The 23451-nt window shown below is 70.3% G+C and carries 22 protein-coding genes; 16 read left to right on the top strand and 6 right to left on the bottom strand.

Going from position 1 to position 23451, the window contains the following annotated elements:
- The first annotated feature begins 21 nt into the window (after positions 1-21).
- A complete protein-coding gene (locus tag A3CQ_RS0120825; RefSeq protein WP_026205965.1) occupies positions 22-1050 on the top strand; it encodes a LacI family DNA-binding transcriptional regulator in 1029 nt (342 codons plus the stop codon).
- Here A3CQ_RS0120825 and A3CQ_RS0120820 read toward each other — a convergent pair.
- Genes A3CQ_RS0120820 through galE form a run of 3 tightly spaced genes read right to left on the bottom strand, consistent with a single transcriptional unit; the run spans position 1047 to position 3391 of the window.
- The gene (locus tag A3CQ_RS0120820; RefSeq protein WP_020512886.1) at positions 1047-1259 is read right to left on the bottom strand and encodes a hypothetical protein; all 213 of its coding nucleotides are present in this window, start codon (positions 1257-1259) and stop codon (positions 1047-1049) included. The two genes, A3CQ_RS0120825 and A3CQ_RS0120820, sit on opposite strands and share 4 nt — an antisense overlap.
- Before the next feature lie 30 nt (positions 1260-1289).
- Positions 1290-2420, bottom strand: a complete 1131-nt coding sequence (galK, locus tag A3CQ_RS0120815; RefSeq protein ID WP_020512885.1) for a galactokinase — start codon at positions 2418-2420, stop codon at positions 1290-1292.
- Positions 2417-3391 carry a UDP-glucose 4-epimerase GalE gene (gene galE / locus A3CQ_RS0120810; protein ID WP_020512884.1) on the bottom strand — a complete coding sequence of 325 codons (975 nt, stop codon included), beginning with the start codon at positions 3389-3391 and terminating at the stop codon, positions 2417-2419. Before galE ends, galK begins: the two co-directional genes overlap by 4 nt.
- Positions 3392-3571: 180 nt before the next feature.
- Here galE and trpS point away from each other — a divergent pair, with 180 nt between their 5' ends.
- From trpS to A3CQ_RS0120790, 4 genes are read left to right on the top strand one after another with little or no spacing between them, the layout of a single operon-like run.
- Positions 3572-4594 (top strand): tryptophan--tRNA ligase, encoded by a 1023-nt coding sequence (trpS, locus tag A3CQ_RS0120805; protein WP_026205964.1) that lies wholly within the window; start codon positions 3572-3574, stop codon positions 4592-4594.
- Positions 4595-4600: 6 nt separating this feature from the next.
- Positions 4601-5143, top strand: coding sequence for a 2'-5' RNA ligase family protein (locus tag A3CQ_RS0120800; RefSeq protein ID WP_020512882.1), 543 nt, complete (start codon positions 4601-4603; stop codon positions 5141-5143).
- Positions 5144-5178: 35 nt separating this feature from the next.
- A complete protein-coding gene (locus A3CQ_RS0120795) occupies positions 5179-6090 on the top strand; it encodes a YihY/virulence factor BrkB family protein (RefSeq protein ID WP_020512881.1) in 912 nt (303 codons plus the stop codon).
- Between the two features lie 8 nt (positions 6091-6098).
- Positions 6099-6482, top strand: coding sequence for a hypothetical protein (locus A3CQ_RS0120790; RefSeq protein WP_020512880.1), 384 nt, complete (start codon positions 6099-6101; stop codon positions 6480-6482).
- A gap of 65 nt (positions 6483-6547) precedes the next feature.
- Here the strand turns inward: A3CQ_RS0120790 and A3CQ_RS0120785 are convergent, their stop codons facing one another.
- Positions 6548-7042 carry a hypothetical protein gene (locus tag A3CQ_RS0120785; protein WP_026205963.1) on the bottom strand — a complete coding sequence of 165 codons (495 nt, stop codon included), beginning with the start codon at positions 7040-7042 and terminating at the stop codon, positions 6548-6550.
- 79 nt (positions 7043-7121) lie between these two features.
- Positions 7122-7748 carry a TetR/AcrR family transcriptional regulator gene (locus A3CQ_RS0120780; protein ID WP_040432680.1) on the bottom strand — a complete coding sequence of 209 codons (627 nt, stop codon included), beginning with the start codon at positions 7746-7748 and terminating at the stop codon, positions 7122-7124.
- Positions 7749-7847: 99 nt separating this feature from the next.
- Here A3CQ_RS0120780 and A3CQ_RS0120775 point away from each other — a divergent pair, with 99 nt between their 5' ends.
- The 8 genes from A3CQ_RS0120775 (at position 7848) to A3CQ_RS0120740 (ending at position 17153) form a co-directional block, all read left to right on the top strand.
- A complete protein-coding gene (locus A3CQ_RS0120775; RefSeq protein WP_020512877.1) occupies positions 7848-8822 on the top strand; it encodes a hypothetical protein in 975 nt (324 codons plus the stop codon).
- A 276-nt stretch (positions 8823-9098) separates the two neighbouring features.
- On the top strand, positions 9099-10196 hold the full coding sequence (locus A3CQ_RS0120770) for a BMP family lipoprotein (RefSeq protein WP_026205962.1): 1098 nt from the start codon (positions 9099-9101) through the stop codon (positions 10194-10196).
- Positions 10197-10309: 113 nt separating this feature from the next.
- Positions 10310-11908: an ATP-binding cassette domain-containing protein gene (locus tag A3CQ_RS53535; RefSeq protein ID WP_020512875.1), complete on the top strand. Its 1599-nt coding sequence runs from the start codon at positions 10310-10312 to the stop codon at positions 11906-11908.
- On the top strand, positions 11905-13170 hold the full coding sequence (locus A3CQ_RS0120760; RefSeq protein WP_020512874.1) for an ABC transporter permease: 1266 nt from the start codon (positions 11905-11907) through the stop codon (positions 13168-13170). The genes A3CQ_RS53535 and A3CQ_RS0120760 overlap by 4 nt, the downstream gene beginning before the upstream one ends.
- A gap of 5 nt (positions 13171-13175) precedes the next feature.
- Complete coding sequence (locus A3CQ_RS0120755; RefSeq protein WP_026205961.1) at positions 13176-14444, top strand: ABC transporter permease; 1269 nt, start codon at positions 13176-13178, stop codon at positions 14442-14444.
- 28 nt (positions 14445-14472) lie between these two features.
- Positions 14473-15192, top strand: a complete 720-nt coding sequence (locus A3CQ_RS0120750) for a cytidine deaminase (protein WP_020512872.1) — start codon at positions 14473-14475, stop codon at positions 15190-15192.
- Positions 15189-16466, top strand: a complete 1278-nt coding sequence (locus tag A3CQ_RS0120745) for a thymidine phosphorylase (protein ID WP_020512871.1) — start codon at positions 15189-15191, stop codon at positions 16464-16466. Before A3CQ_RS0120750 ends, A3CQ_RS0120745 begins: the two co-directional genes overlap by 4 nt.
- Before the next feature lie 6 nt (positions 16467-16472).
- Entirely contained in the window at positions 16473-17153 is a 681-nt protein-coding gene (locus tag A3CQ_RS0120740; protein WP_020512870.1) for a DUF4272 domain-containing protein, read from the top strand.
- Here A3CQ_RS0120740 and A3CQ_RS0120735 read toward each other — a convergent pair.
- Positions 17150-17944, bottom strand: coding sequence for a putative RNA methyltransferase (locus A3CQ_RS0120735; protein WP_020512869.1), 795 nt, complete (start codon positions 17942-17944; stop codon positions 17150-17152). The genes A3CQ_RS0120740 and A3CQ_RS0120735 overlap by 4 nt on opposite strands.
- A gap of 26 nt (positions 17945-17970) precedes the next feature.
- Here A3CQ_RS0120735 and A3CQ_RS0120730 point away from each other — a divergent pair, with 26 nt between their 5' ends.
- The 3 genes from A3CQ_RS0120730 (at position 17971) to A3CQ_RS0120720 (ending at position 23448) form a co-directional block, all read left to right on the top strand.
- Complete coding sequence (locus A3CQ_RS0120730; RefSeq protein ID WP_020512868.1) at positions 17971-19056, top strand: adenosine deaminase; 1086 nt, start codon at positions 17971-17973, stop codon at positions 19054-19056.
- A 433-nt stretch (positions 19057-19489) separates the two neighbouring features.
- Positions 19490-23047, top strand: coding sequence for a sensor histidine kinase (locus A3CQ_RS0120725; RefSeq protein ID WP_026205959.1), 3558 nt, complete (start codon positions 19490-19492; stop codon positions 23045-23047).
- Positions 23044-23448 carry a roadblock/LC7 domain-containing protein gene (locus A3CQ_RS0120720; RefSeq protein WP_014447580.1) on the top strand — a complete coding sequence of 135 codons (405 nt, stop codon included), beginning with the start codon at positions 23044-23046 and terminating at the stop codon, positions 23446-23448. The genes A3CQ_RS0120725 and A3CQ_RS0120720 overlap by 4 nt, the downstream gene beginning before the upstream one ends.
- Positions 23449-23451: the final 3 nt, after the last annotated feature.

Here is a 23451-nt window from a genome sequence, read left to right as displayed (position 1 = left end):
GCAACGCTGTAAAGTCCAGCCGTGCCGCCAGGCCTCAAGGACGTTGCCGCCCGGGCCGGTGTGTCGATCAAGACGGTGTCCAACGTCGTCAACGGCTACGTGCACGTCGCCCCGGAAACGCGCGCCCGGGTGCAGGAAGCCATCGACGCGCTCGGTTATGTGCCCAACCCCGCCGCCCGCCGCCTGCGTGGCGGCCTCTCCGGCGTGATCGCGCTGGCCGTGCCCGACCTGCGCTCGCCCTACTTCGCCGAGCTCGCCGGGCACGTCGTGGCCGCCGCCGCGCCGCGCGGCTGGACCGTGCTCATCGACCAGACCGACGGCCGGGGGGACCGGGAACTCGATCTGGTCGCCGGGTTGCACCGGCACGCGATCGACGGCATCATCCTCAGCCCCGTCGCGACCCCCGCCGCCGAACTGACCAGCCGGCACGGCGTGCCCTCGGTGCTGCTCGGCGAGCGGAACAGCCGGGGACCGGTCGACCACGTCGCGATCGACAGCGTCGCGGCCGCGGCCGACGCCACCCGGCACCTGCTGGGGCTGGGCCGCCGCCGGATCGCGGTGATCGGCGCGCCCGACCGGCCGACCGCGGTCACCCGGCAGCACCGGCTCGCCGGGTACCGGACCGCGCTCGCCGACGCCGGGATCGCCGCCCGGGCCGGGTTCGCGGTGCCCGTCGGCGGCCTGCACCGGGCCGACGGCGCCGAGGCCATGGCACGCCTGCTGGACACCGGGGCCCGGCCGGACGCGGTCTTCTGCTGCACCGACCTGCTCGCCCTCGGTGCGATCCGCACCCTGCTGGAGCGCGACATCGACGTGCCCGGCGACGTCGCGGTGATCGGCTTCGACAACATCGACGCCGCGCGCTACAGCATGCCGACGCTCAGCACGATCGACCCGCACAACGAGCGGATCGCGCAGATCGCGGTCGACCTGCTCGGCGAGCGGCTCGGCGAACGACCGGCCACGGCCCCGCCACCGCGCGAGATCCGGGTGGAGCACCGCGTGATCGCCCGGGAGAGCACCCTGGGCCGGCCGCCGCGCCGCCGCTAGCCCTCGTCCTCGTCCTCGTCGTGGTGGCGGTCGGTGACCTCGTCGATGGCCCGGGTGATCGAGCCGGTGAGGTCGCCGGCGGGCACCGCGATGCTCTCGCCGTCGACCTCCTCGGTCGGGCGGGGGTCCGGCTCCGGCTCCGGCGCCGTGGCGCCCCCGGAGAAGCCGAACTCGTTGGGCTGGTCGGTTTCCCGCGACTCGTCCGTCATAGCCCCATGGTTACCCGGGGAAGGGGCCTTTCAAAGCCGCCCGGCGCCGGGGCCGGCCGTCGCTATCCAGCAGGTGGGCGGGGTGAAGGCCTCTTTCGCGTATGCGGTCTCGACGGCCTCGATCGTGGCGTCCGCCCGGTCCGTGTCGATCAGGGCGAGCACGCACCCGCCGAAACCGCCGCCGGTCATTCGCGCGCCGTAGGCCCCGGCGGACAGGGCGGCCTCGACGGCGAGGTCGATCTGCCGGACGGTGATCTCGAAGTCGTCGCGCATCGAGGCATGCGAGGCTGTCAGCAGCGGGCCGATCTCGCGGACCCGGTCGGCCTCCAGCAGCGCCACCGTGTCGAGCACCCGCTGGTCCTCGGTCACGATGTGCCGCACCCGGCGGCGCATCACCTCGTCGTCGAGCCGGTCGAGGGCGTCGGCCAGGCCGTCCAGCGGCACGTCGCGCAGCGCGGGGACACCCAGGATGCGGGCCGCCTCCTCGCAGGACTTGCGGCGGACGCCGTACTCGCCGTCGACGTGCTGGTGCGGGGCGTTGCTGTTGATCACCAGGATGGCCAGGCCCTCGGCGGCCAGGTCGAACGGGATCTGCTTCACCTCGTACGTCCGGCAGTCGAGGAACAGGGCGCGGCCGGCCTGGCAGCGGATCGACGCGGACTGGTCGAGGATGCCGGTGGGCGCGCCCACGTACACGTTCTCGGCGCGCTGGGCCAATGCCGGGCGGCGCTCGAGCGGCAGGTCGAGGCCGCCCAGGTCGGCCAGCGCGGTCAGCACCGACGACTCCAGCGCCGCCGACGAGGAGAGACCCGAGCCGACCGGCACGTCGGAGTCGAGCGCGATGCGCGCGCCCGGCACGTCGAAGCCCGCGTCCCGCAGCGACCAGACGACGCCGGCGACGTAGGCCGCCCAGCCGGTCACCTCACCGGGCGCGGTCACCCCGAAGGAGACACAGCCGTCTTCGAACGTGGAGCACACCGTCCACTCGTCGGCCGGGGCCGGGCCGACCGCGGCGACCGTGCGCTGCGGCAGGGCGAAGGGCAGGACGAAGCCCTCGTTGTAGTCGGTGTGCTCGCCGATCAGGTTGACCCGGCCGGGCGCGGCCCACAGGCCGGCCGGCTCCGTCCCGAACTGCTTGTGGAAGAGGTCGGCCGCGCTCATGCGACGTGCGAGCGGTAGAAGGTCCACGCGTCGCCGATCATCGCCTGCAGCGTCGGTTTCCGCGGCACCCAGCCCAGCTCGGCCCGGGCCTTCGCGGACGAGGCGACCAGGGTGGCCGGGTCGCCCTCGCGGCGCGGCGCGATCTCGGCCGGCAGCGCGGCGCCGGTGACCTCGCGGGCCACCTCGACGACCTGCTTGTTGGAGAAGCCGTTGCCGTTGCCCAGGTTGTAGATGCGGTGCTCGCCGGGGGTGGCCGCGTCCAGCGCCAGCAGGTGCGCGCGGGCCAGGTCTTCCACGTGGATGTAGTCGCGCACGCAGGTGCCGTCGGGCGTCGGGTAGTCGTCGCCGAACAGCTGCAGCTTTGCCCGCTTGCCCGCCGCCACCTGCAGCGCGATCGGGATCAGGTGGGTCTCCGGGTCGTGCCGCTCGCCGATCTCGTGACCGTCGTGGATGTACGCCCCGGCCACGTTGAAGTACCGCAGGGAGACCGCGGCGAGCTTGTGCGCGTACGCCTCCGAGGTCAGCGCGTGATCGAAGGTGAGCTTCGTCGCGCCGTACGTGTTGGTCGGGGCCTTCACCGCCGTCTCGGTGATCGGCAGCTCGACCGGGTTGCCGTAGACCGCGGCCGTCGAGGAGAAGATGAACCGCGGCACCCGGGCCGCACGCACCGCGTCGAGGAACGCCAGCGACTTGACCACGTTGTCGTGCCAGTACAGCTCGGGCTTGACCATCGACTCGCCCGCCGCGATCAGCCCCGCGAAGTGCAGCACCGCGTCGAAGCCGGCCTCCGGGGTGAGCACGTCGGCGGCGTCGCGGATGTCCTTCTCCACAAAGGTGGCATCCGGGGCGACGGCCTCGCGGAAGCCGGTGACGAGGTTGTCGAGCACGACGACCTCGTGGCCGGCGTCCAGCAGCAGTCGGCTGGTGACGCTGCCGACGTAGCCGGCGCCCCCGGTGACGAGCAGTTTCACGTCGGTTCAAGCCTCTCGGAGAAGGAACAGTAGGCTGTCTAACAAGGAAGTCTTGCTCGAAAACGATCACGAGTCAACAAGAATGAACATAGACTTTCATGTGATCACGCTGTGCGCCGTCACGTGGCCTCCGGCGGGGGCGTTGGCCATTCGGTAACCCCGACTGACAGAATGGCGCTCATGTCCGACGTCGCCCGCCGACCCCGTGTGCTCTCCGGCATCCAGCCCACCGCCGACTCGTTCCACCTCGGCAACTATCTGGGCGCGGTCCGCAACTGGGTGGCGATGCAGGACACCCACGACGCCTTCTACTGCGTGGTCGACCTGCACGCGATCACCATGGGGCACGACCCGATCGCGTTGCGCAACCGCACCCGCATCTCGGCCGCCCAGCTGCTCGCCGTCGGCCTCGACCCCGAGCGCTGCACGCTGTTCGTCCAGTCGCATGTGCCCGAGCACGCCCAGCTCAGCTGGGTGCTCAGCTGCATCACCGGCTTCGGCGAGGCCGGCCGCATGGTCCAGTTCAAGGACAAGTCGGCCAAGGCCGCCGACACGACCACCGTGGGCCTGTTCACCTACCCGATCCTGCAGGCCGCCGACATCCTGCTCTACCAGGCCGACCAGGTCCCGGTCGGGGAAGACCAGCGGCAGCACCTCGAGCTGACCCGTGACCTCGCCCAGCGGTTCAACACCCGCTATGGGCGTACGTTCACGGTCCCGTCGGCGTACATCGTGCGCGACACCGCGAAGATCACCGACCTGCAGGACCCGACGGCGAAGATGTCCAAGTCGGCCTCCTCGCCGAACGGCATCATCGAGCTGCTGGAAGACCCGTCCCGCTCGGCCAAGAAGATCAAGTCGGCGGTCACCGACACCGGCCGCGAGATCCTCTACGACGAGGAGAACAAGCCCGGCGTCAGCAACCTGCTCACCATCTACGCGGCCCTGACCAACCGGGCCATCGACGAGCTGCTCGAGCAGTACGAGGGCAAGGGCTACGGCGACCTCAAGAAAGACCTCGCCGAGATCGTCGTCGACTTCGTCAAGCCGATCCAGGAACGCACCCGCGCCTACCTGGAAGACCCCGGTTACCTCGACAAGGTGCTCGCCATCGGCGCCGAGAAGGCGCGCGCCGTCTCCTCGGTGACGCTGGCCGCGGCGTACCAGAACGTGGGTTTCCTGCTTCCGGGCCGCGAGGCCTGACCCGGCGTGGGCCCCGAGAGTCCGGCCGAGCCGACGACGCGGATCGGCGTCGCGATCGACATTCCCGAGCCCTGGGGCGCCCGGCTCACCGACCGGCGCGCCCAGGCCGGGGACCCGCAGGCCGCCTACGTCCCGGCCCACGTCACCCTGCTCGGACCGACCGAGGTCGAGAGCTCCGCGCTGCCGGCGATCGAGCGTCACCTGGAGAAGGTCGCGGCCGCGCAGCAGCCGTTCACCATCCACCTGCGCGGCACCGGCACGTTCCGGCCGGTCACCGAGGTGGTCTTCGTGACCCTCGCGGTCGGCATCAGCGAGTGCGAGCTGCTGGCCGAGGCGATCACCTCGGCCGACGACATCGACCGCGACTCCCGCTTTCCCTACCACCCGCACGTCACGGTCGCCCAGGACGTGCCGCCCGAGCAGCTCGACGCCGTCTTCGAGGACCTCGCCGGCTTCTCGGCGAAGTTCCACGTCACCTCGTTCACGCTGTTCTCGCACGGCGGCGAGGGTCCGTGGCGGCCACGCCGCGACTTCCCCCTGGGTGTCTGAGTTTCCGCGCGGCTGATTTCGGTTACCGTGCGGCCGTGAACCCGATCGATCGCGCGTACGAGGCCGCCGAGGCGCGCATCATGCGGGTTCGGCTCAAGTCCCGCCATTTCGACCATTTCTGCCGGGCGCTGCTGCGCTACTGGGACGTGCAGGGCGGGCGGCTGGCCGCCGCGATCGCCTACTACGGGTTCTTCGCGATCTTCGCGCTGCTGCTGATCGGGTACTCGATCTTCGGCATCCTGCTCACCAACAACGTCGAGCTGTTCGACATCGTCCGCGACTTCCTCGCCCAGAACCTGCCCTTCCTCGACGTGGGGGCGATCCTCTCCAGTGGCCGGACGGTGGGGATCGTCGGCATCATCGGCCTGACCTTCACCGGCATCGCCTGGGTCGAGGCGATCCGCTCCTCGCAGCGGCTGATCTGGCGGGTCCCCGAGCAGCCCGGGTACGTCGGCGTCCGGCAGGCCCTCGACCTGCTCGTGCTGATCGGCCTCCTGCTGCTGCTCGCCCTCTCCCAGCTCGCCGTGTACGGACTCGAGAAGGTGACCGACTGGCTCGCCGACGGGCTCGTGCAGACCTCGATCAGCTGGCTGCTCACCGTCGCGGTCAACATGCTGCTCGCGGCGGCGCTACTGGTGGCCGTGCCGCGGCTGCGGATGACCGTGCGGCGCCTCATTCCGCCGGTGCTGCAGGTCGGCATCGGCATCACGCTGCTCAACACGGTGGGCAAGTCGTTCGTCGCGCTGGTCCAGCACAATCCCGCGTACGGCCTGGTGACCTCGGCCGTGGGCGCGCTCATCTATCTCTACGTCTTCAACCAGCTGCTGCTGTTCGGTGCGGCCTGGGCGGCGACCAGCCCGCACGGGCGCGTGGTCGACCTGTCAGCTGACGATAAAACTGCCCCTGTGGGGCAAAATACCTGGATTCGGCACAGCCGCCCGGAATGATGTCACCCGTGGGCACTCTGGTGACACTTGACCTACCGGCCAACTCGCCGGTGGCCGACCTTCCCTGGGTCATCACGATCGGGTCGCTGGGCGACGAGGAGGACTGGGAGCCCGTCGTCTGCGGCCCCTACGAGCGGGCGCACGCCCTGGCCCTGGCCCAGGCCGTGGTCGCCGACGAGGACCTGATGGCGGTCGTCGAGCCGCTGCTGCCCCGCCCCGACGCCGAGGCCATCCGCGACGAGATCGAGCTGGCCCGGGCCGCCGCCGAGGAGCCCGAGGCCACCGACGACAACGACAATCACGAGACCCGGCGGGTACGCCCCGGACGGGCGCCCACCGAAGCGGAAGTGCGAGCCGGCTGGGCGCGCATAGCGGCCCGCCTGGCCGGCTGAGAACGCGAATGGGGAAGGGCTCCGAAAAGCCCCTCCCCATTCATCGGTAATTGGTCAGGCGCGGATCACGGGTATCCGTCGGCCCAGGTCGTGTAGCCGGCGAAACAATCCTGCCAATAGGTGCCGTTGTCCCACCGGAAGGTGAGGCAGCCGTGCGGCATGAATCCGATGCCGACCGTGTACGTGTCCCAGTAGTGGTAGTTCCACTCGATGTTCAGGTCGAGCGAATTCTGGCAGTCCTTGACGACGTGGGTGGTGTCCCAGGTCGACGTGCGACTGTAGATGGTCGCCCACCCGGTGACGAGGCAGGTGGGTGCGCTGGTCGCGTGGGGGGCGACGAGCACGTCGATGGAGAACTGGAGATACGAGTTGTACCCCGGACCGCTGATGTTGATCGCGTTGGCGTTCAGGCAGTACCGGAACAGCGTGTCGGGGTTGTCGCCGAATTGCTTGCAGTTGCGGTTGCTGGCGGCTTCGGCCGGTGCCGCCACGATTGTCGAAGCCAGAATTCCGACGGCGAGAACGGCGAGGACCTTGGTGAGGAGTCGGCGCAAACGCATTTAACCTCCGCGAATCGAGTCGCTTCGGCATCGCCCTGGGTAGCGTAACAAGGGCAGAGGGTAAATTCGATCTTCATCTTTATTGACGGCTCTGGATAACCGCCGCGTCATCTGCCGGTCGCCGGGAATTCAGCAGCGTGCGAATTCCGACCAGGTATGTCGCTTTGTCGGGGACGCCGGTGAGCAGGCGCTGGAGCGCGTAGCCCGGCAGGAACCCGTAGATGGCGGCCGTGGTGGCGTCGATGTCCGCATCCGCCGGCAGTTCGCCGCTCTCGACCGCCTGCACGACCAGCACCCGCATGCTGGCCCGCAACCCCTCGTACTTCTCCTTGACGATGGCGCCGATCACCGGGTCGAGCGTCGCCTCGCTCCAGACCTGCAGCGCGACCGGAAGGTAGCCGCCGGGGCCCAGCTGATCGTCGACGCCGTCGAGGACCAGCGACATCGAGTCGATCAGCGGCAGCCGGCGGACCGCGACCTGGTCGATGTGCTGCTGGATGCCGCCGACGACGGTGGCGGCGATGGCGGCGATGATCTCGTTCTTGGACTTGAAGTAGCGGTAGACCGCCCCCACCGACAGGCCGGCCTCGTGGATCAGGTCCTGCATCGACGTGGTGTGCAGGCCCTTGCTCAGGAAGCAGACGCGGGCCGCGGCCAGGATCTGCTCGCGGCGGGCGATGAGGTGTTCCTCGGAGACTCGTGGCACGCCCCACATTGTAAAACGAACGCTCGTTCTTGACTCGATCTCGTGTCCGGGGTCATGCTGGGCGCATAAAAGAACGAGCATTCGTTTTAGGAGAATGAGATGCGACGCAACGCTCTGACCCTGGGCGTGCTCATCGCGATCGCGGTGGTCGTGGGGCAGGCCCTGCTCATCCCGCTGTTCGCCGCGCCGGCGGCCAACCTCGCGCCGCGCGACCTACCGATCGCCGTGGCAGGACCGCCCCAGATCACCGCCCAGCTCGAGGCCGCGCACCCGGGCGCCTTCGAGGTCACCGCGGTCGCCGACCCCGCGGCCGCCGATTCCAAGATCAAAGACCGTGAGGTGTACGGGGCCATCCTGGTCACCGCGTCGGGGCCGGAGGTGCACGTCGCCTCGGCCGCCGGCCCGACCGTCGCGCAGCTGCTCACCCAGGCGGCCGCCGGACTCGGGTCGAACGTCCCGGTCCGCGACGTCGTCCCGGTCGACCCCGACGACCCGCGTGGCGCCGGGTTCGGCGCCGGCTTCCTGCCGCTGGCCATCACCAGCCTGCTCGCCGGTGTGCTGATCTTCTTCTTCGTGCCGCGCCGGGGCGCCCGGCTCGCCACGCTGGTCACCTTCGCCGCGCTGGCCGGGCTGGCCGGCGCCGCCGTGCAGATCGGCTGGCTGGGCATCCTGCCCGGCGACTACTTCGCGGTGGCCGGGGTGTTCGCGCTGTTCACGCTGGCCGTCGCCGGCGCGATGACCGGGCTCGCGGCGCTCCTCGGGCGCGAGGGGCTCGCTCTCGGCGCGGTGGTGATGTTCCTGGTGGGCAACGCGCTGTCCGGGATCGCGGCCGCCCCCGAACTGCTGCCGCAGCCGTGGGGCGAGGTCGGCCAGTGGCTGCCGATCGGGGCCGGTGGCACGCTGCTGCGGTCGGTGGCGTACTTCGGGGGCAACGGCGCCGCCTTCGCCGCGACCGTGCTCACCGCGTACGCCATCGGGGGTCTGGCCTTGGTTTTGATCGGACGGCACGGCCTCGTGCGCAAGGCTCCGGCCGAGCCGGTCGCGGCCACGCCCGAGCTCGTGGGCGCGAACTGAGACACGCGAACTGAGATACTGGGAGCCGGTGCCCGCCGAAGAATCGGTGGGTTCCGGCTCTTTCGGACCGCAATATTAACGGCATGTTACGCGATTGACCGGTAAATTGCCGGTCAGATCGACCTAAACCGACGTTCAAAGTGATCTGCGGTTGCTTTGATATAACGGTGCGCCAACAGTCCGGCGCAAACCTCCGCTACCGTCCTGGCCTGCGGCTACGCTCCCCAACTTGAAGACTCACCGACGGGTGTCGGTGTGCGTTGGAAGGAGGGCGTCTTGCGCCCAGTACGTGGGAAGCGGATCCTTGCGGTTCTCGCGGCAGGTGGGCTGACGCTCGCCGCCGCCGCATGTGGTAACGCCCCGGACGAGACTCCCAGCGGTGGCGGCGCCAGCACGGCCACCGCCGCGGCATACAAGGCCTGCATGGTGACCGACACCGGCGGCATCGACGACAAGTCGTTCAACGCTTCCGCGTGGGCCGGTATCCAGGCGGCCAAGGCCCAGGCCAGCAACGTCGACCCGAAGTACGTGGCATCGACCGCCGAGGCCGACTACGAGCCCAACCTGCGCGGCTTCGTCACCCAGAAGTGCAACTTCATCCTCGCGGTCGGCGGTCTGATGGGCGACGCCACCAAGAAGGTGTCGGACGAGAACGCCAGTTCCCAGTTCGCGATCGTCGACTCGGGCAGCACCGGCGCGAACGTCTACCCGATGCAGTTCGCGACCGACCAGGCCGCGTTCCTCGCCGGCTACCTCGCCGCGGGCTTCTCCAAGACGGGCACGGTCGCGACCTTCGGCGGCCTGAAGATCCCGCCGGTCACCGTCTTCATGGACGGCTTCGCCGACGGCGTGGCGTACTACAACCAGCAGAAGGGCAAGAGCGTCAAGGTCCTCGGCTGGGACAAGGCCAAGCAGGCCGGCAGCTTCACCGAGGACTTCGCCAGCCCGGCCAAGGGCAAGGCGCTGGCCAACACGTTCGTCAGCCAGGGCGCCGACATCATCCTGCCGGTCGCCGGTGGCACCGGCCTCGGCGCGGCCGAGGTCGCCCAGGGCTCCAGCGGCAAGGTCTCGATCATCTGGGTCGACCAGGACGGCTGCAAGAGCGCGGCGCAGTACTGCAACGTCTTCCTGAGCACGGTCGTCAAGAACATCACCGACGCCGTGCAGAAGGCCGTCGTGACCGGCGCCAGCGGCCAGCCGCTCGCCGCGTCCCCGGGCTACCTGGGCACGCTGGAGAACAACGGCGTCCAGCTCGCGCCGTACAACCAGTTCGACAGCAAGGTCGACGCCGGCCTCAAGGCCGAGGTCGACCAGCTGAAGGCGGACATCATCTCGGGCAAGGTCAAGGTCGAGTCGGCCAACGCGCCCAAGTGAGCTGGTAGTCGGTAACATCCAGGCCGCCGCACGACCGTGAGACTCTCTCGCGGCCGGGCGGCGGCCCGGTCATAGGTACGCCCGAGCGGCAGGAGATTCCGCTGAGACTCGAATTGCGCGGCATCACCAAGCGCTTCGGCGACCTGGTGGCCAACGATCACATCGACATCACCGTCGAGCCCGGTGAGGTGCACGCCCTGCTCGGCGAGAACGGCGCCGGCAAGTCGACGCTGATGAACCAGCTCTACGGCCTGCTGCAGCCGGACGAGGGCGAGATCCTGGTGGACGGCGAGGCCAAGGTCTTCCGCAGCCCCCGGGACGCCATCGCGGCCGGCATCGGCATGGTCCACCAGCACTTCATGCTGGTGCCCGTCTTCACCGTCGCCGAGAACATCGCGCTCGGCGCCGAGGACGTGCGCGGCGGGCCGCTGGGCATCCTCGACCGGCGGCGCAACCGCCGCGACGTGCTGGAGACCTCGCGCAAGTACGGCCTGCCGATCGACCCCGACGCGCTGGTGGAGAACCTGCCGGTCGGCGCCCAGCAGCGGGTCGAGATCGTCAAGGCGCTGACCCGCGAGGTCGACCTGCTCATCCTCGACGAGCCGACCGCGGTGCTCACCCCGCAGGAGACCGACGAGCTGCTCGGGGTCATGCGCTCGCTGGCCGAGACCGGCAAGTCGATCGTCTTCATCACGCACAAGCTGCGCGAGGTCAAGGCGGTCGCCGACCGGATCACGGTGATCCGGCGCGGTCGCACGGTGGCCCCTTCCAACCACCCCGCCGCCGCCCTTGACCGGACTGAAGGCTCCGCCTTTTCCCCGGACACCTCCGAGGACGAGCTGGCCGCGCTCATGGTCGGCCGGGACGTCAATCTCGAGGTCACCAAGACCCCGTCCGAGCCCGGCCGCGAGGTGCTCAAGATCAGCGGCCTCGTGGTCGACGACGATCGTGGCGTGCGGGCGGTCGACGGCATCGACCTGACGGTCCGGGCCGGCGAGGTGCTGGGCGTCGCCGGCGTGCAGGGCAATGGGCAGACCGAGCTGGTCGAGGCGATCATGGGCCTGCGCGGCATCCGGGCCGGCGCCATGGAGCTGGACAACGAGAGCCTGGCCGGCATGGGCACCAAGAAGATCCTGAGCGCCGGTGTCGGCTACATCCCCGAGGACCGCAGCCTCGACGGCGTGGTCAAGGAGTTCTCGGTCGCGGAGAACCTCGTGCTCGACATGTACGACCGGCCGCCGTTCGGCAACGCGTTCAAGCTGAACCCCAAGGCGATAAACGAATCCGCGCGCGAGCGGGTCACCCAGTTCGACATCCGTACGTCATCTGCGGAGCACGCGGTCAGCACGCTCTCCGGCGGCAACCAGCAGAAGGTCGTGGTGGCCCGGGAGATGTCCCGGCCGCTACGCCTGATGATCGCCAGCCAGCCCACCCGCGGCGTGGACGTCGGCTCGATCGAGTTCATCCACAACCAGATCATCCACGAGCGCGACAGCGGGACCGCGGTGCTCGTGGTCTCCAGCGAGCTCGAGGAGGTGTGCGGCCTCGCCGACCGGGTCGCGGTGATGTACCGCGGCCGGATCCTGGCCGTCGTCTCGCCCGACACGCCCCGCGAGGAGATCGGCCTGCTGATGGCCGGCGCCACGTCACCGGCTCAGGCTTCGCCGGATGCTGCACAGGAAGCGGCGGCACAGGAAGAGGAATCAGAGTGAGCACCGACGTCGCGGAGACCCCGGCCAAGCCGGCTCCGCCCCAGAAAGAGGACTCGTTCCTCAGCCTCTTCCTGAAGAACCTCTGGTCGGCCAACACGGTCACCGTCACGTTCCTGTCGATCTTCCTGGCGCTGGTCATCGGCGCGGTATTGATCGTCATCTCCGACTCCGAGGTGCTGTCGAAGTTCTCCTACTTCACGGCCCGGCCCAGCGACGCGCTCAACTCCAGCTGGGACCTGATCAGCCAGGCCTACTCCGACCTGTTCAAGGGCGCGATCTTCGACCCCGCCGCCTTCCAGGCCTGGTTCGACGGCACCGGGACCTGGCAGGCCGCGTTCGGGCCGATCTCCGAGACCCTCACCTACGCGACCCCGCTGGTCTTCACCGGCCTGTCGGTGGCGATCGCGTTCCGCGGCGGCCTGTTCAACATCGGCGGCCAGGGTCAGGCCGTGATCGGCTGTGTCCTCGGCGGCGTGGCCGGCTTCGCGTTCAGCCTGCCGGCCGGCATCCACCTGATCGTCGCGCTGCTGTTCGGCCTCATCGGCGGCGCGCTGTGGGGCTTCCTGCCCGGCCTGCTCAAGGCCCGCACCGGCGCCCACGAGGTCATCACCACGATCATGCTCAACTACGTGGCCACGCTGTTCCTCGGCTGGCTGATCCTGCAGAAGGGCGTGCAGGACCCCAACCGCTCCGACGCGATCAGCAAGGCCATCAAGAGCACGGCCGAGCTGCCGGCGCTGCCCTCGCCGCTGCGGGTACACCTGGGCATCGTGCTCGCGGTGCTGGTCACGGCCGGGGTCGCCTGGCTCATCAACCGGTCGTCGTTCGGCTTCGAGCTGCGCGCGGTCGGCGTCAACCCGCCGGCCGCCAAGACCGCGGGCATGAGCGTCGCCAAGACGTACACGCTGCTCATGGTGGTTGCCGGTGGTCTCGCCGGCCTCGGCGGCGCGGTCCAGGTGCTCGGCACCGCCGACAAGCTCACCGCCCAGGTCGCCGGCAACATCGGCTTCGACGGCCTGCTGGTCGCCCTGCTCGGCCGGAACAAACCGTGGGGCACGCTGCTGGCGGCGATCCTCTACGGCGCGCTGCGGGCCGGCGGCAACCTCATGCAGGTCGACGTGGGCATCTCGCTTGAGCTGGTCACCGTGCTGCAGGCCCTCATCGTCATCTTCATCGCCGCGCCCGCCCTGGTGAAGGCGATCTTCCATCTCCGCGCCGCCCGTTCCGCACGGCTCGGCACCTCGTTGGCGAAGGGCTGGTGAGCCGGGTGTCGACGGCAACCGTGGACGAGGTGGCGGTGGTCGCCGCCCCCGACCCGTTCTGGAACCGGGAACGCCGGCTCGGCGTAGGCATCACGGTCATCGGTCTCCTCGCGACGTTCGTGTTCGGCGCGCTCGCCGAGTCGAAGACCGCGCGCTTCACGCTCAGCGCCGACGCGAGCGGCGCCGCCCTGTCGATCAACGGGCAGGTCGGCACGATCCTGTTCGGCCTGTTCACCGTGGCGGTCGGCGTGATCATGCTGACCGGCAAGGCCCGCAGCTGGCAGACCCTGCTGCTCTGCCTCGGCATCCTGGCGTTCGTGCTGTCGTTCCTGTGCTGGCAGGTGGCCGGCAAGTTCATGCCGCTGGTCGACACCCTCGACGGCAGCCTCGAGTACGCCCTGCCGCTGATCCTGGGCGCTCTGGCCGGTGTGCTCGGCGAGCGGTCGGGCGTGGTCAACGTGGCGATCGAGGGCCAGTTCCTGATGGGCGCGTTCGGCGCGGCCCTGGTCGGCACGCTCGCCACCAGCGTCTGGGCCGGTCTGGTCAGCGCCATGGTCGGCGGTCTCATCATCGCGGCGATGCTGGCCGTGCTGGCCATTCGCTACCTGGTCGACCAGGTCGTGGTGGGCATCGTGCTCAACCTGTTCGCGCTCGGCATCACCGGCTTCCTCTACGAGCGGCTCATGCAGCCCAACGCGCTGAAGTACAACCAGCCGCCGAAGATGCCCGAGTGGAAGATCCCCGGCCTCGCCGAAATCCCGGTGATCGGCCCGGTGCTGTTCCACACCAACCTGCTGGTCTGGCTCGCGCTGATCCTGGTGCCGGTCATCCACTTCGCGCTCAAGAACACCCGGTGGGGCCTGCGTACCCGGGCGGTCGGCGAGCACCCGACGGCGGCCGACACGGTCGGTGTGCGGGTGCGCGGCCTGCGGTACGTGAACGTGCTGCTCGGCGGCCTGGTCGCGGGGGCCGGCGGCGCGTACTTCACGCTGGTCTCGACGGGCGCGTTCAACAAGAACATGACCGCGGGCGCCGGCTTCATCGCGCTGGCGGCGCTGATCTTCGGGCGGTGGACGCCGTTCGGAGCCCTCGGGGCGGCGCTGTTCTTCGGCTTCGCGCAGAAGCTGGCGTACTACCTGAGCGTGGCCGGCAGCCCGGTGCCCAACCAGTTCCTCAACATGCTGCCGTACATCGCGACGATCGTCGCCGTGGCCGGTCTGGTCGGCCGGGTGCGGGCGCCCGCCGCCGACGGTGTGCCGTACGTGAAGAGCTGACATCTTTCGATGGGGCAGAATTTGCCCCATGGAGATCGACTGGGCTGGCTTGCGGGCCGCCGCCATCGAGGCGATGCGGCACGCGTACGCCCCCTACTCCGACTTCCCGGTCGGCGTGGCGGGTCTGGTGGACGACGGCCGCGTGGTCGTCGGCTGCAACGTGGAGAACGCGTCCTACGGCGTCGGGCTGTGCGCCGAGTGCGGGCTCGTCAGCTCGCTGCACGCGACCGGCGGCGGCCGTCTCGTGGCGATCTCCTGCGTGGACGCCAACGGCGAGCCGCTGATGCCCTGTGGGCGCTGCCGGCAGCTGCTCTACGAGCACGGCGGCCCGGAGTGCCTCGTCGAGGCGGTGCCGGCGCCGCTGCGGGTGCACGACCTGCTGCCGTACGCCTTCGGCCCGGCCGACCTGGAGAAGGTCAACGGCCCGGCCCTCGGCCCCCAGGTGCCCGAGGCCCTCGCCAAGTGGCGGGGCCGGGGCACCGTCTTCGTGCACCCGGACCTGTCCGGCGGCGCTACCGTCTGGACGGGGTACTGGGAACGTTCCGGCGGGAGCCCGGCCGAGATCGACGCCGAGAAGGGCGTGCTCGAGGAGGGCCCGAACTTCCCCACCGCGGCCGAGGCGGTCGCGTGGGGCCACGTCCGCACCCCACGGATCGTGGTGGTGGACGCCGACGGCGGCCTGGCCTGGGCCGGCGAGGGAGAACCGCCGGAAGGCATTCCGGCGAGGTGGGTAGGGGAGCAGGCATGAGCGAGTTCGCCGCGGTCGACGTCATCCGGGCCAAGCGGGACGGGCACGTGCTGTCCGACGCGCAGATCGACTGGGTGGTCGACGCGTACACCAAGGGCGTGGTCGCCGACGAGCAGATGTCGGCGCTGGCCATGGCGATCCTGCTGCGCGGCATGACGCCGGCCGAGATCGCCCGGTGGACCGCCGCGATGATCGCCAGCGGCGAGCGGCTCGACCTGTCCGCGGTGACCCGTCCGACCGCCGACAAGCACTCCACCGGCGGCGTCGGCGACAAGATCACGCTGCCGCTCACCCCGCTCGTGGCCGCCTGCGGCGCGGCCGTGCCGCAGCTGTCCGGGCGCGGCCTCGGCCACACCGGCGGCACGCTGGACAAGCTCGAGTCGATCGCCGGGTGGCAGGCGACGATCTCCAACGACGCGTTCAAGCGGCAGCTGCAGGAGGTCGGCGCGGTGATCTGCGCGGCCGGCGAGGGCCTCGCGCCCGCCGACCGCAAGCTCTACGCCCTGCGCGACGTCACCGGCACGGTCGAGGCCATCCCGCTGATCGCCAGCTCGATCATGAGCAAGAAGATCGCCGAGGGGACCGGGGCGCTCGTGCTCGACGTCAAGGTCGGCTCCGGCGCCTTCATGAAGGACCTGGCGACCGCCCGCGAGCTGGCGAGCACCATGGTCCGGCTGGGCAAGGACAGCGGCGTCAACACCATCGCGCTGCTCACCGACATGAGCACCCCGCTCGGCCTGGCCGTCGGCAACGCGGTCGAGGTGGCCGAGTCGGTCGAGGTGCTGGCCGGGGGCGGACCGGCCGACGTGGTCGAGCTCACCCTCGCGCTGGCCCGGGAGATGCTGGCCGCGGCCGGGATCGACGCCGACCCGGCCAAGGCGCTCGAGTCGGGCGCGGCGATGGACAGCTGGCGGCGGATGATCGCGGCGCAGGGCGGCGATCCGTCCGCTCCGCTGCCGGTGGCTCGGGAGAACGAGGTGGTGCGGGCCACGGCCGACGGAGTGGTGACGGCGGTCGACGCGTACGGGATCGGGGTTGCCGCCTGGCGTCTCGGCGCCGGACGCGCCCGCAAGGAGGACCCGGTCAGCTACGGCGCGGGCGTTCTTCTCAAGGTCAAGCCGGGCGACCGGGTGCGGGCCGGTGACGTGCTGCTGGAGCTGCGTACGGATGAACAGTCCCGAATTCCCGGCGCGCGCGACCTGGCCGTGGATGCGGTGAATGTCGGAGACGTCCCGCCCACCCTTACCCCGCTGGTGCTCGACCGCATAGCCTGACGCACCATGACGAAGGCCGCACCCGACCCGCGCGCGGTCCGCGAGGCCAGCCTGGACGAGCTCGAGCGGCTGGGCCTGCCGCTGCCGCCGCCGGGCTTCCCGATGATCTGGGAGTCCGGCGACACGGTGGAGCTGCGCCCGACGCTCGACATCGAGGCGCGCTGCGCGGTGCTGCACGTGGTGGTGGCGCGCTGCTTCGGCATGCCCACCGAGATCGCGATGAGCTGGCTGCTCGGGTCGCACCTCGTCGATCTGGTCACCCCGCCCGAGTGGCAGTTCGTGATCGGGGCCAAGGGCGACCACCGCTCGTTCGTGCTGCACCACGATGCCGTCTTCGCGCTGGCCTGGCTGCTCGGCCTCAGCCGGCACCTCGACCCGACCGCGCCGCCCGAGGGCCGGCTGATGTCGCAGATGCCCGATCTTCCGGCCGGTGAGTCCTTCGGCAGCTGGCGGTCGCGGTCGCTGATGTCGCCGCGGGACCCGGTCGAGGCGGCGGTTCTGCTCGATCTCTACTACTGCCTGGACTGGGCGTTCCAGGAGGCCGCGCGGATCGGGATGCGCCTGCCCGGGGAGATCGACGCCAACGCGATCGGCCAGCGCCGGTGGGCTCTGGAGTGGGCGATCGTCTTCCATGGCCCGTACCACGACAAGCCGCCGGAGTGGGAAGAGGTCGACCTCTCGGTCTAATCGGATTTCCTCCGATATGTCGAGATCTGTACGGCGGCGGTAACCGTCACGTCCCCGTCGGGTGCGGCCGCGCCGTGATGGGCGCTCGGGGTCATGCCGATCAATGTGCGGGTCTCGGCGGCGCTGAGGTTCATCTGTTTCTCCAGCGTTATCGCGTCTTTCAAGCGGAAATAGTCGCCGAGGCTGTCGCGGACCCGCTGGTCCTTGTCCGGATCAACCCCGATCATTCCGTACGAGGTGATCAGCTCCCGCAGGTGCTCGGCGGTCGGGGTGACCACCAGCAGCACGCCGTCGGGGCGCAGGACGCGGCGGAACTCGGCGCCGTTGCGCGGCGCGAAGACGTTCAGCACCGCCGACGCGGCGCCGTCCACGATCGGCAGCGGCCGCCACAGGTCGGTGAGCACGGCCGCCGCCCTCGGATGCACGCGGGCCGCCCGGCGCAGCGCCGGCTTGGAGACGTCGAGCCCCACTCCGCTCGATGTTTCGCCCAGCGCACGGGACAGGTAAAAACCCGTGCCCACGCCGGCGTCGATCAGGAAACCGCTCGGTACCTCGGCGGCGAGCGCGTCGGCGATGAAGTCGTAATGACCGGCGGCCAGGAACGTCTCGCGGTCGGCCACCATCTCCGCCGTGTCGCCGGTGTGCGGCAGGCGGCCGGCGCTCAGGTCGGCGTACCCCTGTTTCGCCAGGTCGAAGCTGTGGCCCCGGGGACACCGCAGGGCTTGCTCCCGCCGGTGCAGCGGCTGCCCGCAATTCGGGCAGCGCAGGTACGGCAATGCTCCGTCGATCATTCGTTCCCGACCTTTAGGCTCGGCTGATGGCGGCCATCACGCACTCCGACATCGTCAAGGCGCCCAAGGCGCTCCTGCACGACCACCTCGACGGCGGCCTGCGCCCCGCGACCATCCTCGAGCTGGCCGACGCCGTGGGCCACCGGCTGCCGGCCGGCGACGCCGAGGCGCTGGGCGCGTGGTTCGTCGCCTCCGCCGACTCCGGCTCGCTGGAACGCTACCTGGAGACGTTCGCGCACACCGTGGCGGTCATGCAGACCGAGACCGGGCTGCACCGGGTGGCCAAGGAGTGCGCGCTCGACCTGGCCGCCGACGGCGTCGTCTACGCCGAGGTGCGCTACGCCCCCGAGCAGCACCTGGAGCGTGGCCTCTCGCTGGACGGTGTGGTCGACGCGGTCAACGCGGGCTTCGCCGAGGGCAGCGCCGAGGCGGCCGCGCTGGGCCGGCCGATCCGGGTCGGGGTGCTGCTGACCGCGATGCGGCACGCGGCCCGCTCGCAGGAGATCGCCGAGCTCGCCGTGCGGTACCGGGACGCCGGGGTGGTCGGCTTCGACATCGCCGGCGCCGAGGCCGGCTTCCCGCCCACCCGTCACCTCGACGCGTTCGAGTACCTGCAGCGTGAGAATTTCCACTTCACGATCCACGCGGGCGAGGCGTTCGGCCTGCCGTCGATCTGGCAGGCGCTGCAGTGGTGCGGCGCCGACCGGCTGGGCCACGGCGTCCGGCTGGTGGACGACATCACCGGCTCGCCGGCCGACGGCGGCGCGATGCTCGGCCGGCTGTCGGCGTATGTGCGGGACAAGCGGATTCCGCTGGAATTGTGCCCTTCGTCCAATGTGCAGACCGGCGCGGCCCCCTCGATCGCCGAACACCCGATCGGGCTGCTGCACGACCTCCGCTTCCGGGTGACGGTCAACACGGACAACCGTCTGATGAGCGGAACGTCCATGTCGCGGGAGATGACCCTGCTCTGCGAGGCCTTCGGCTGGGGCTGGGCGGAGCTGCGGTGGCTGACCATCAACGCTATGAAGTCGGCCTTCATCCCGTTCGACGAACGGCTGGCCATCATCGACGAGATCATCAAGCCGGCGTACGCGAAACTCCTGGGTTGAATGCCCTCGGGCAAATAGCACCCCACCTACGGGGAGCGATGCTGCCGATTCGGTGAGCCTCCTCATCCGTTCGGCCAGAATGGTCCCAACAAAGACTGCAAAATCGGGCATCTCACCTTGCTCTGGGGCTCGGACCGCGCCATCGTCTCTCCTGCCCCGATCCACTACGATCGGGCCCGATCGGACTGCGCCACCCCCACGCCGTACCGGTCGGAGTGAGTGACACTGAGAGACGCACACAGATACAGGCAGTAACAGCGAACCGGCGATGACCCCTGGATTGGGACAACATCGCATCACACAACCGGTCCGTGTCCGCTTGGTCTTTCTCTTTGACACTCGTCGTGATGGAATCTCGGGGGCCCGACGCGGTAGTCGGCCGTGTGCGGTGCCCGGCGACCCGATGCCGGGCCCGAATCAGGAGGACGGTGACGTGAGCAAGCGCCCCAAGACGGCGACCGGCGTCATGTCGCGTCTCCGTCGGCCGGCCGATCGGCTGCGAGATCTGCCGATCTGGTCGAAGCTCGGCTTGATCATGCTGGTTCCCACCTTGGCGACGATCATCGTCGGCGTCAGCGGCCTGGTGGACCACATCGATACGGCCAGCAACGCGGAGCGCGCACGTAACCTTGCGGTGTTGTCCGAGGCGGCCGGTGGCCTCGTCGACCGCCTGCAGAACGAACGCGCCTACGGCGTGATGATCAGGACCTATGGGAACACGCCCGTCGGCGACGCCGCGGTCACCGCGTTCTCCAAGGAGAACGCCGCGGTCGACGAGGCCAAGGTGCCCTACTCCCAGCAGAAGGCCGCGCTCGACGACGTGCCGCCCAAGGTGGCCACGCTGCTGCTGCGCCTCGACCGCAACCTCGAGGAGCTGCCCGCCAAGCGCACCTCGATCGCGAAGCGGAAGCTGACGGTCCCGGACGTCGAGGACACGTACGACATCCTCATCAACGACCTACTCACCGTGCGCGACGTGTCGGCACAGCTCTCGAGTGACACCGAGCTGAGCGACCACCTGCGTACCGTGGCCGCCGTCGCCCGGGCGAAGGAGTACATCGCCGAGCAGCGTGACATCGGCCACGAGGTGCTCGGCGCCGGCGACTTCACCGCCACGCTGCGCCGTGCGTTCCTGCTCACCGACACCGGCTTCGAGCTCGCCACCGACACGGTCCACTCGATCGGCACCGACAACGAGATCCAGCTCTTCGACCGGATCCAGAACGTGCCCGACGGCCGCGCCGCGACGAACTTCACCGGCCAGCTCAAGGCCCTGCAGGGCAACAACACCCGCAACATTCCGTACGACGCGCAGTCGTGGGAAAAAGCGATGATCGGCTACAACAACCTGTTCCGTCAGGTGGAGCAGAAGCTGGACGCCGACGTCGTGGCCCAGGCCACCACCCTGCGCAACGACGTGAACCGGCGGGTGTTCATCGAGACCAGCGTGCTGCTCGCGATGCTGCTGCTCGCGATCCTGTTCGCCTGGCTCGTCGCCCGGTCGATGGCCCGCTCGCTGCGTGAGCTGCGCCAGGGTGCTCTCTCGGTCGCCCAGTTCGGTCTGCCGCACGCCGTCTCCCGGCTGCGAGATCCCGCGCTGGCCACCTCGCTCACCCCGGCGCAGGTCGCCGACCAGATCGCCGAGCCACTGCCGGTCCGCAGCCGGGACGAGTTCGGGCAGGTGACCGAGGCGTTCAACGCGGTTCACCTCGAGGCGGTGCGCACCGCGGCCGAGCAGGCCGCCCTGCGGGCCTCCGTCGCGACGATGTTCGTCAACCTCGCCCGCCGTTCGCAGATCCTGGTCGACCGGCTCATCGGTCACCTCGACCGGCTGGAGCGCGGCGAGGAAGACCCGGACCGCCTGGCCGAGCTCTTCCAGCTCGACCACCTCGCCACCCGGATGCGTCGTAACGACGAGAACCTCCTGGTTCTCGCCGGCGCCGACTCCACCCGCGTGCAGCGCGAGCCGGCCGCCCTCATCGACGTGCTGCGCGCCGCGCAGTCCGAGGTCGAGCACTACACCCGCATCGAGTTCGGCATGATCGACCGGGACATCGAGGTGGCGGCGCACGCCGTCAACGACATGGTCCACCTGGTCGCCGAGCTCTTCGACAACGCGACCGCGTTCTCCCCGCCCAACTCGACGGTCACCGTCGAGGCCCGGCGGCTCGGCGACGGCGCGCTGCTCTCGGTGGAGGACCGCGGTATCGGCATCAGCCGTGAGCAGCTGCGCGACCTCAACGACCGGCTGGCCAACCCGCCCATGGTGGACGTGGCCGTCTCCCGGATGATGGGCCTGGTCGTGGTCGCCCGGCTGGCGAACCGGCACGGCGTCAAGGTCGAGCTCCGCCCGGCCGACTCCGAGCGCGGCACGGTGGCCGAGGTCAGCCTGCCGATCCAGGTGCTCATCGCCGGCGCGCTGGCCGGCCGCGGCCTCCAGCCCGGCGGCTACGAGAGCCTGCCGCAGGGCGGCCGTCCGGGCCTGCCCGAGCCGATGGCGCTCGAGAGCGGTCGCGGTGGCTACTCCGGTGGCCGTCCCTTCGACCCGAACCCGCCGATGAACAACGGCGGCCTGCTCGGCGCCGGCGGCCGGTCGGTTCCGGCCTGGTCCGACCTCACCGGCGCGCCGGGCTCCAACGGCAGCAACGGCTTCGGCGCCAGCAACGGCTTCACGCCGAACGGCTCGACCAACGGCAGCAACGGCAACGGCAACGGGACGGGCAACGGCTTCTACGGCCCGCGCAGCAACGAGATGATCCCGCCGCTGCCGTCCGGCCCGCAGGGCTTCGCCGGTCCCGACGGGCTGCCGCAGCGCCGCAACGGCGAGCAGTTCCGCCCCGAGACCGACAGCGGCTTCGGCGCGACCATCCCGCGGCAGCTTCCGTCCAACCCGGAGAGCCAGCGCGGCGGGTTCGTCCCGCCGGTCTCGGCCCCGCCGGTGCCGCCGGTCTCCGCGCCGCCGGTGCCCTCCGGTCCGCCGTACGGCCGGCCCACCTCGGTGCCGCCGGCCAACGAGCCGCCGGTCTCCGGCCCGCCGACCCCGGCCGGCGGTCCGCCGACCTGGCCGCCGGTTGCCCCCGAGCGTGACCAGAACGCCGCTCCGCACGTGCCGGAGAGCCTCGCGGCCGCGCTCGACATGACCGCCGAGATCCCGCGCTACCGCCCGGGCGGCACCGACCAGCACCCGCAGGTCGAGCGCCCGAGCAACCCGCAGACCGCGCCGATCCCGTCGTCCGCGCCGCCGGCCCGTCAGGTTTCCGGCACGCCGACGTCGGGTGTGGACGCCCAGCGGGCGGCCGCGGCGGCCCGGGCGGCGCACGAGGCGGCGACGGCTCAGGCCGCGGAGGCTCAGGCCACCGCGGCGGCGCAGATCGCCGCGGCGCAGGCCGCGGCCCGCCAGCGGGACAGCGCGCAGGGCCAGTTCGCCGACGAGACGATGGAACTGCCGATCTTCCGCGAGCTGGAGTCGGCCTGGTTCACCACGGCCCGTCCCGCCGACGCCAAGCCGGCGGCCGGCGACGACACTCCACAGCGGATCCCGACCGGGGAACCGGCCCGTGTGGTCGGCGTGCCCCAGCAGGCCGGTTCGCCCGAATCGCGCGACCACGATCCCGCCCCGGTGGGCGTTGGCGCCGCGAACGGCTACGGTACTTCGAGTGGCAACGGTTCGAGCGGTGGTGTGCCGTCCAATCCGTGGCAAACAGCTGCCGACGAGGGTTGGCAGGCGGCCCGCGCGGCGGCCGAGCACACCATCGATGTCACCACCACGGCCGGGCTGCCCAAGCGCACACCGATGGCGCAGCTCGTCCCCGGCGGTGTCGACCGGGGTGGGAACCCCGCCCAGAAACGTACGCCCGAGGGTGTCCGCGGTCTGCTTTCCGCGTACCACCGCGGTGTGCAGCGTGGTCGCACCAAGGAACAATCGACCAACCCGGAGGAGACTCCGGGAGGGCAGCAGTCCTCGCAGGCTGGCAAGGAGCATGAGGCATGACATCTACGCAGGATCTCGGTTGGCTTCTGGCCAACTTCGCCGACCGCGTTCCCGGAGTCGCACATGCGATCGCGGTCTCCGCCGATGGTCTGCTCCTGGCAGCCTCGCGGGACCTTCCGCGTGACCGTGCGGACCAGCTGGCGGCTATCGCCTCCGGTCTGGTCAGCCTCACTCAGGGCGCCGCTCGGTGCTTCGAGGGTGGTGCGGTGTTGCAGACGGTCGTCGAGATGGACAACGGGTTCCTTTTCCTGATGTCGATCTCCGACGGTTCGTCGTTCGCGGTGCTCGCGGCGCGTAGCTGCGACGTCGGGCAGGTCGGCTACGAAATGGCCCTTCTCGTCGACCGGGTCGGCGAGGCACTCACCCCCGCCCCGCGGTCCGCCGCTGGGGTGCTCGGCTGAACG

Origin of the sequence: Paractinoplanes globisporus DSM 43857, from assembly GCF_000379645.1 — a bacterium.
Lineage (GTDB): Bacteria > Actinomycetota > Actinomycetes > Mycobacteriales > Micromonosporaceae > Actinoplanes > Actinoplanes globisporus.
This window is presented reverse-complemented; position numbering and strand designations above follow the sequence as displayed.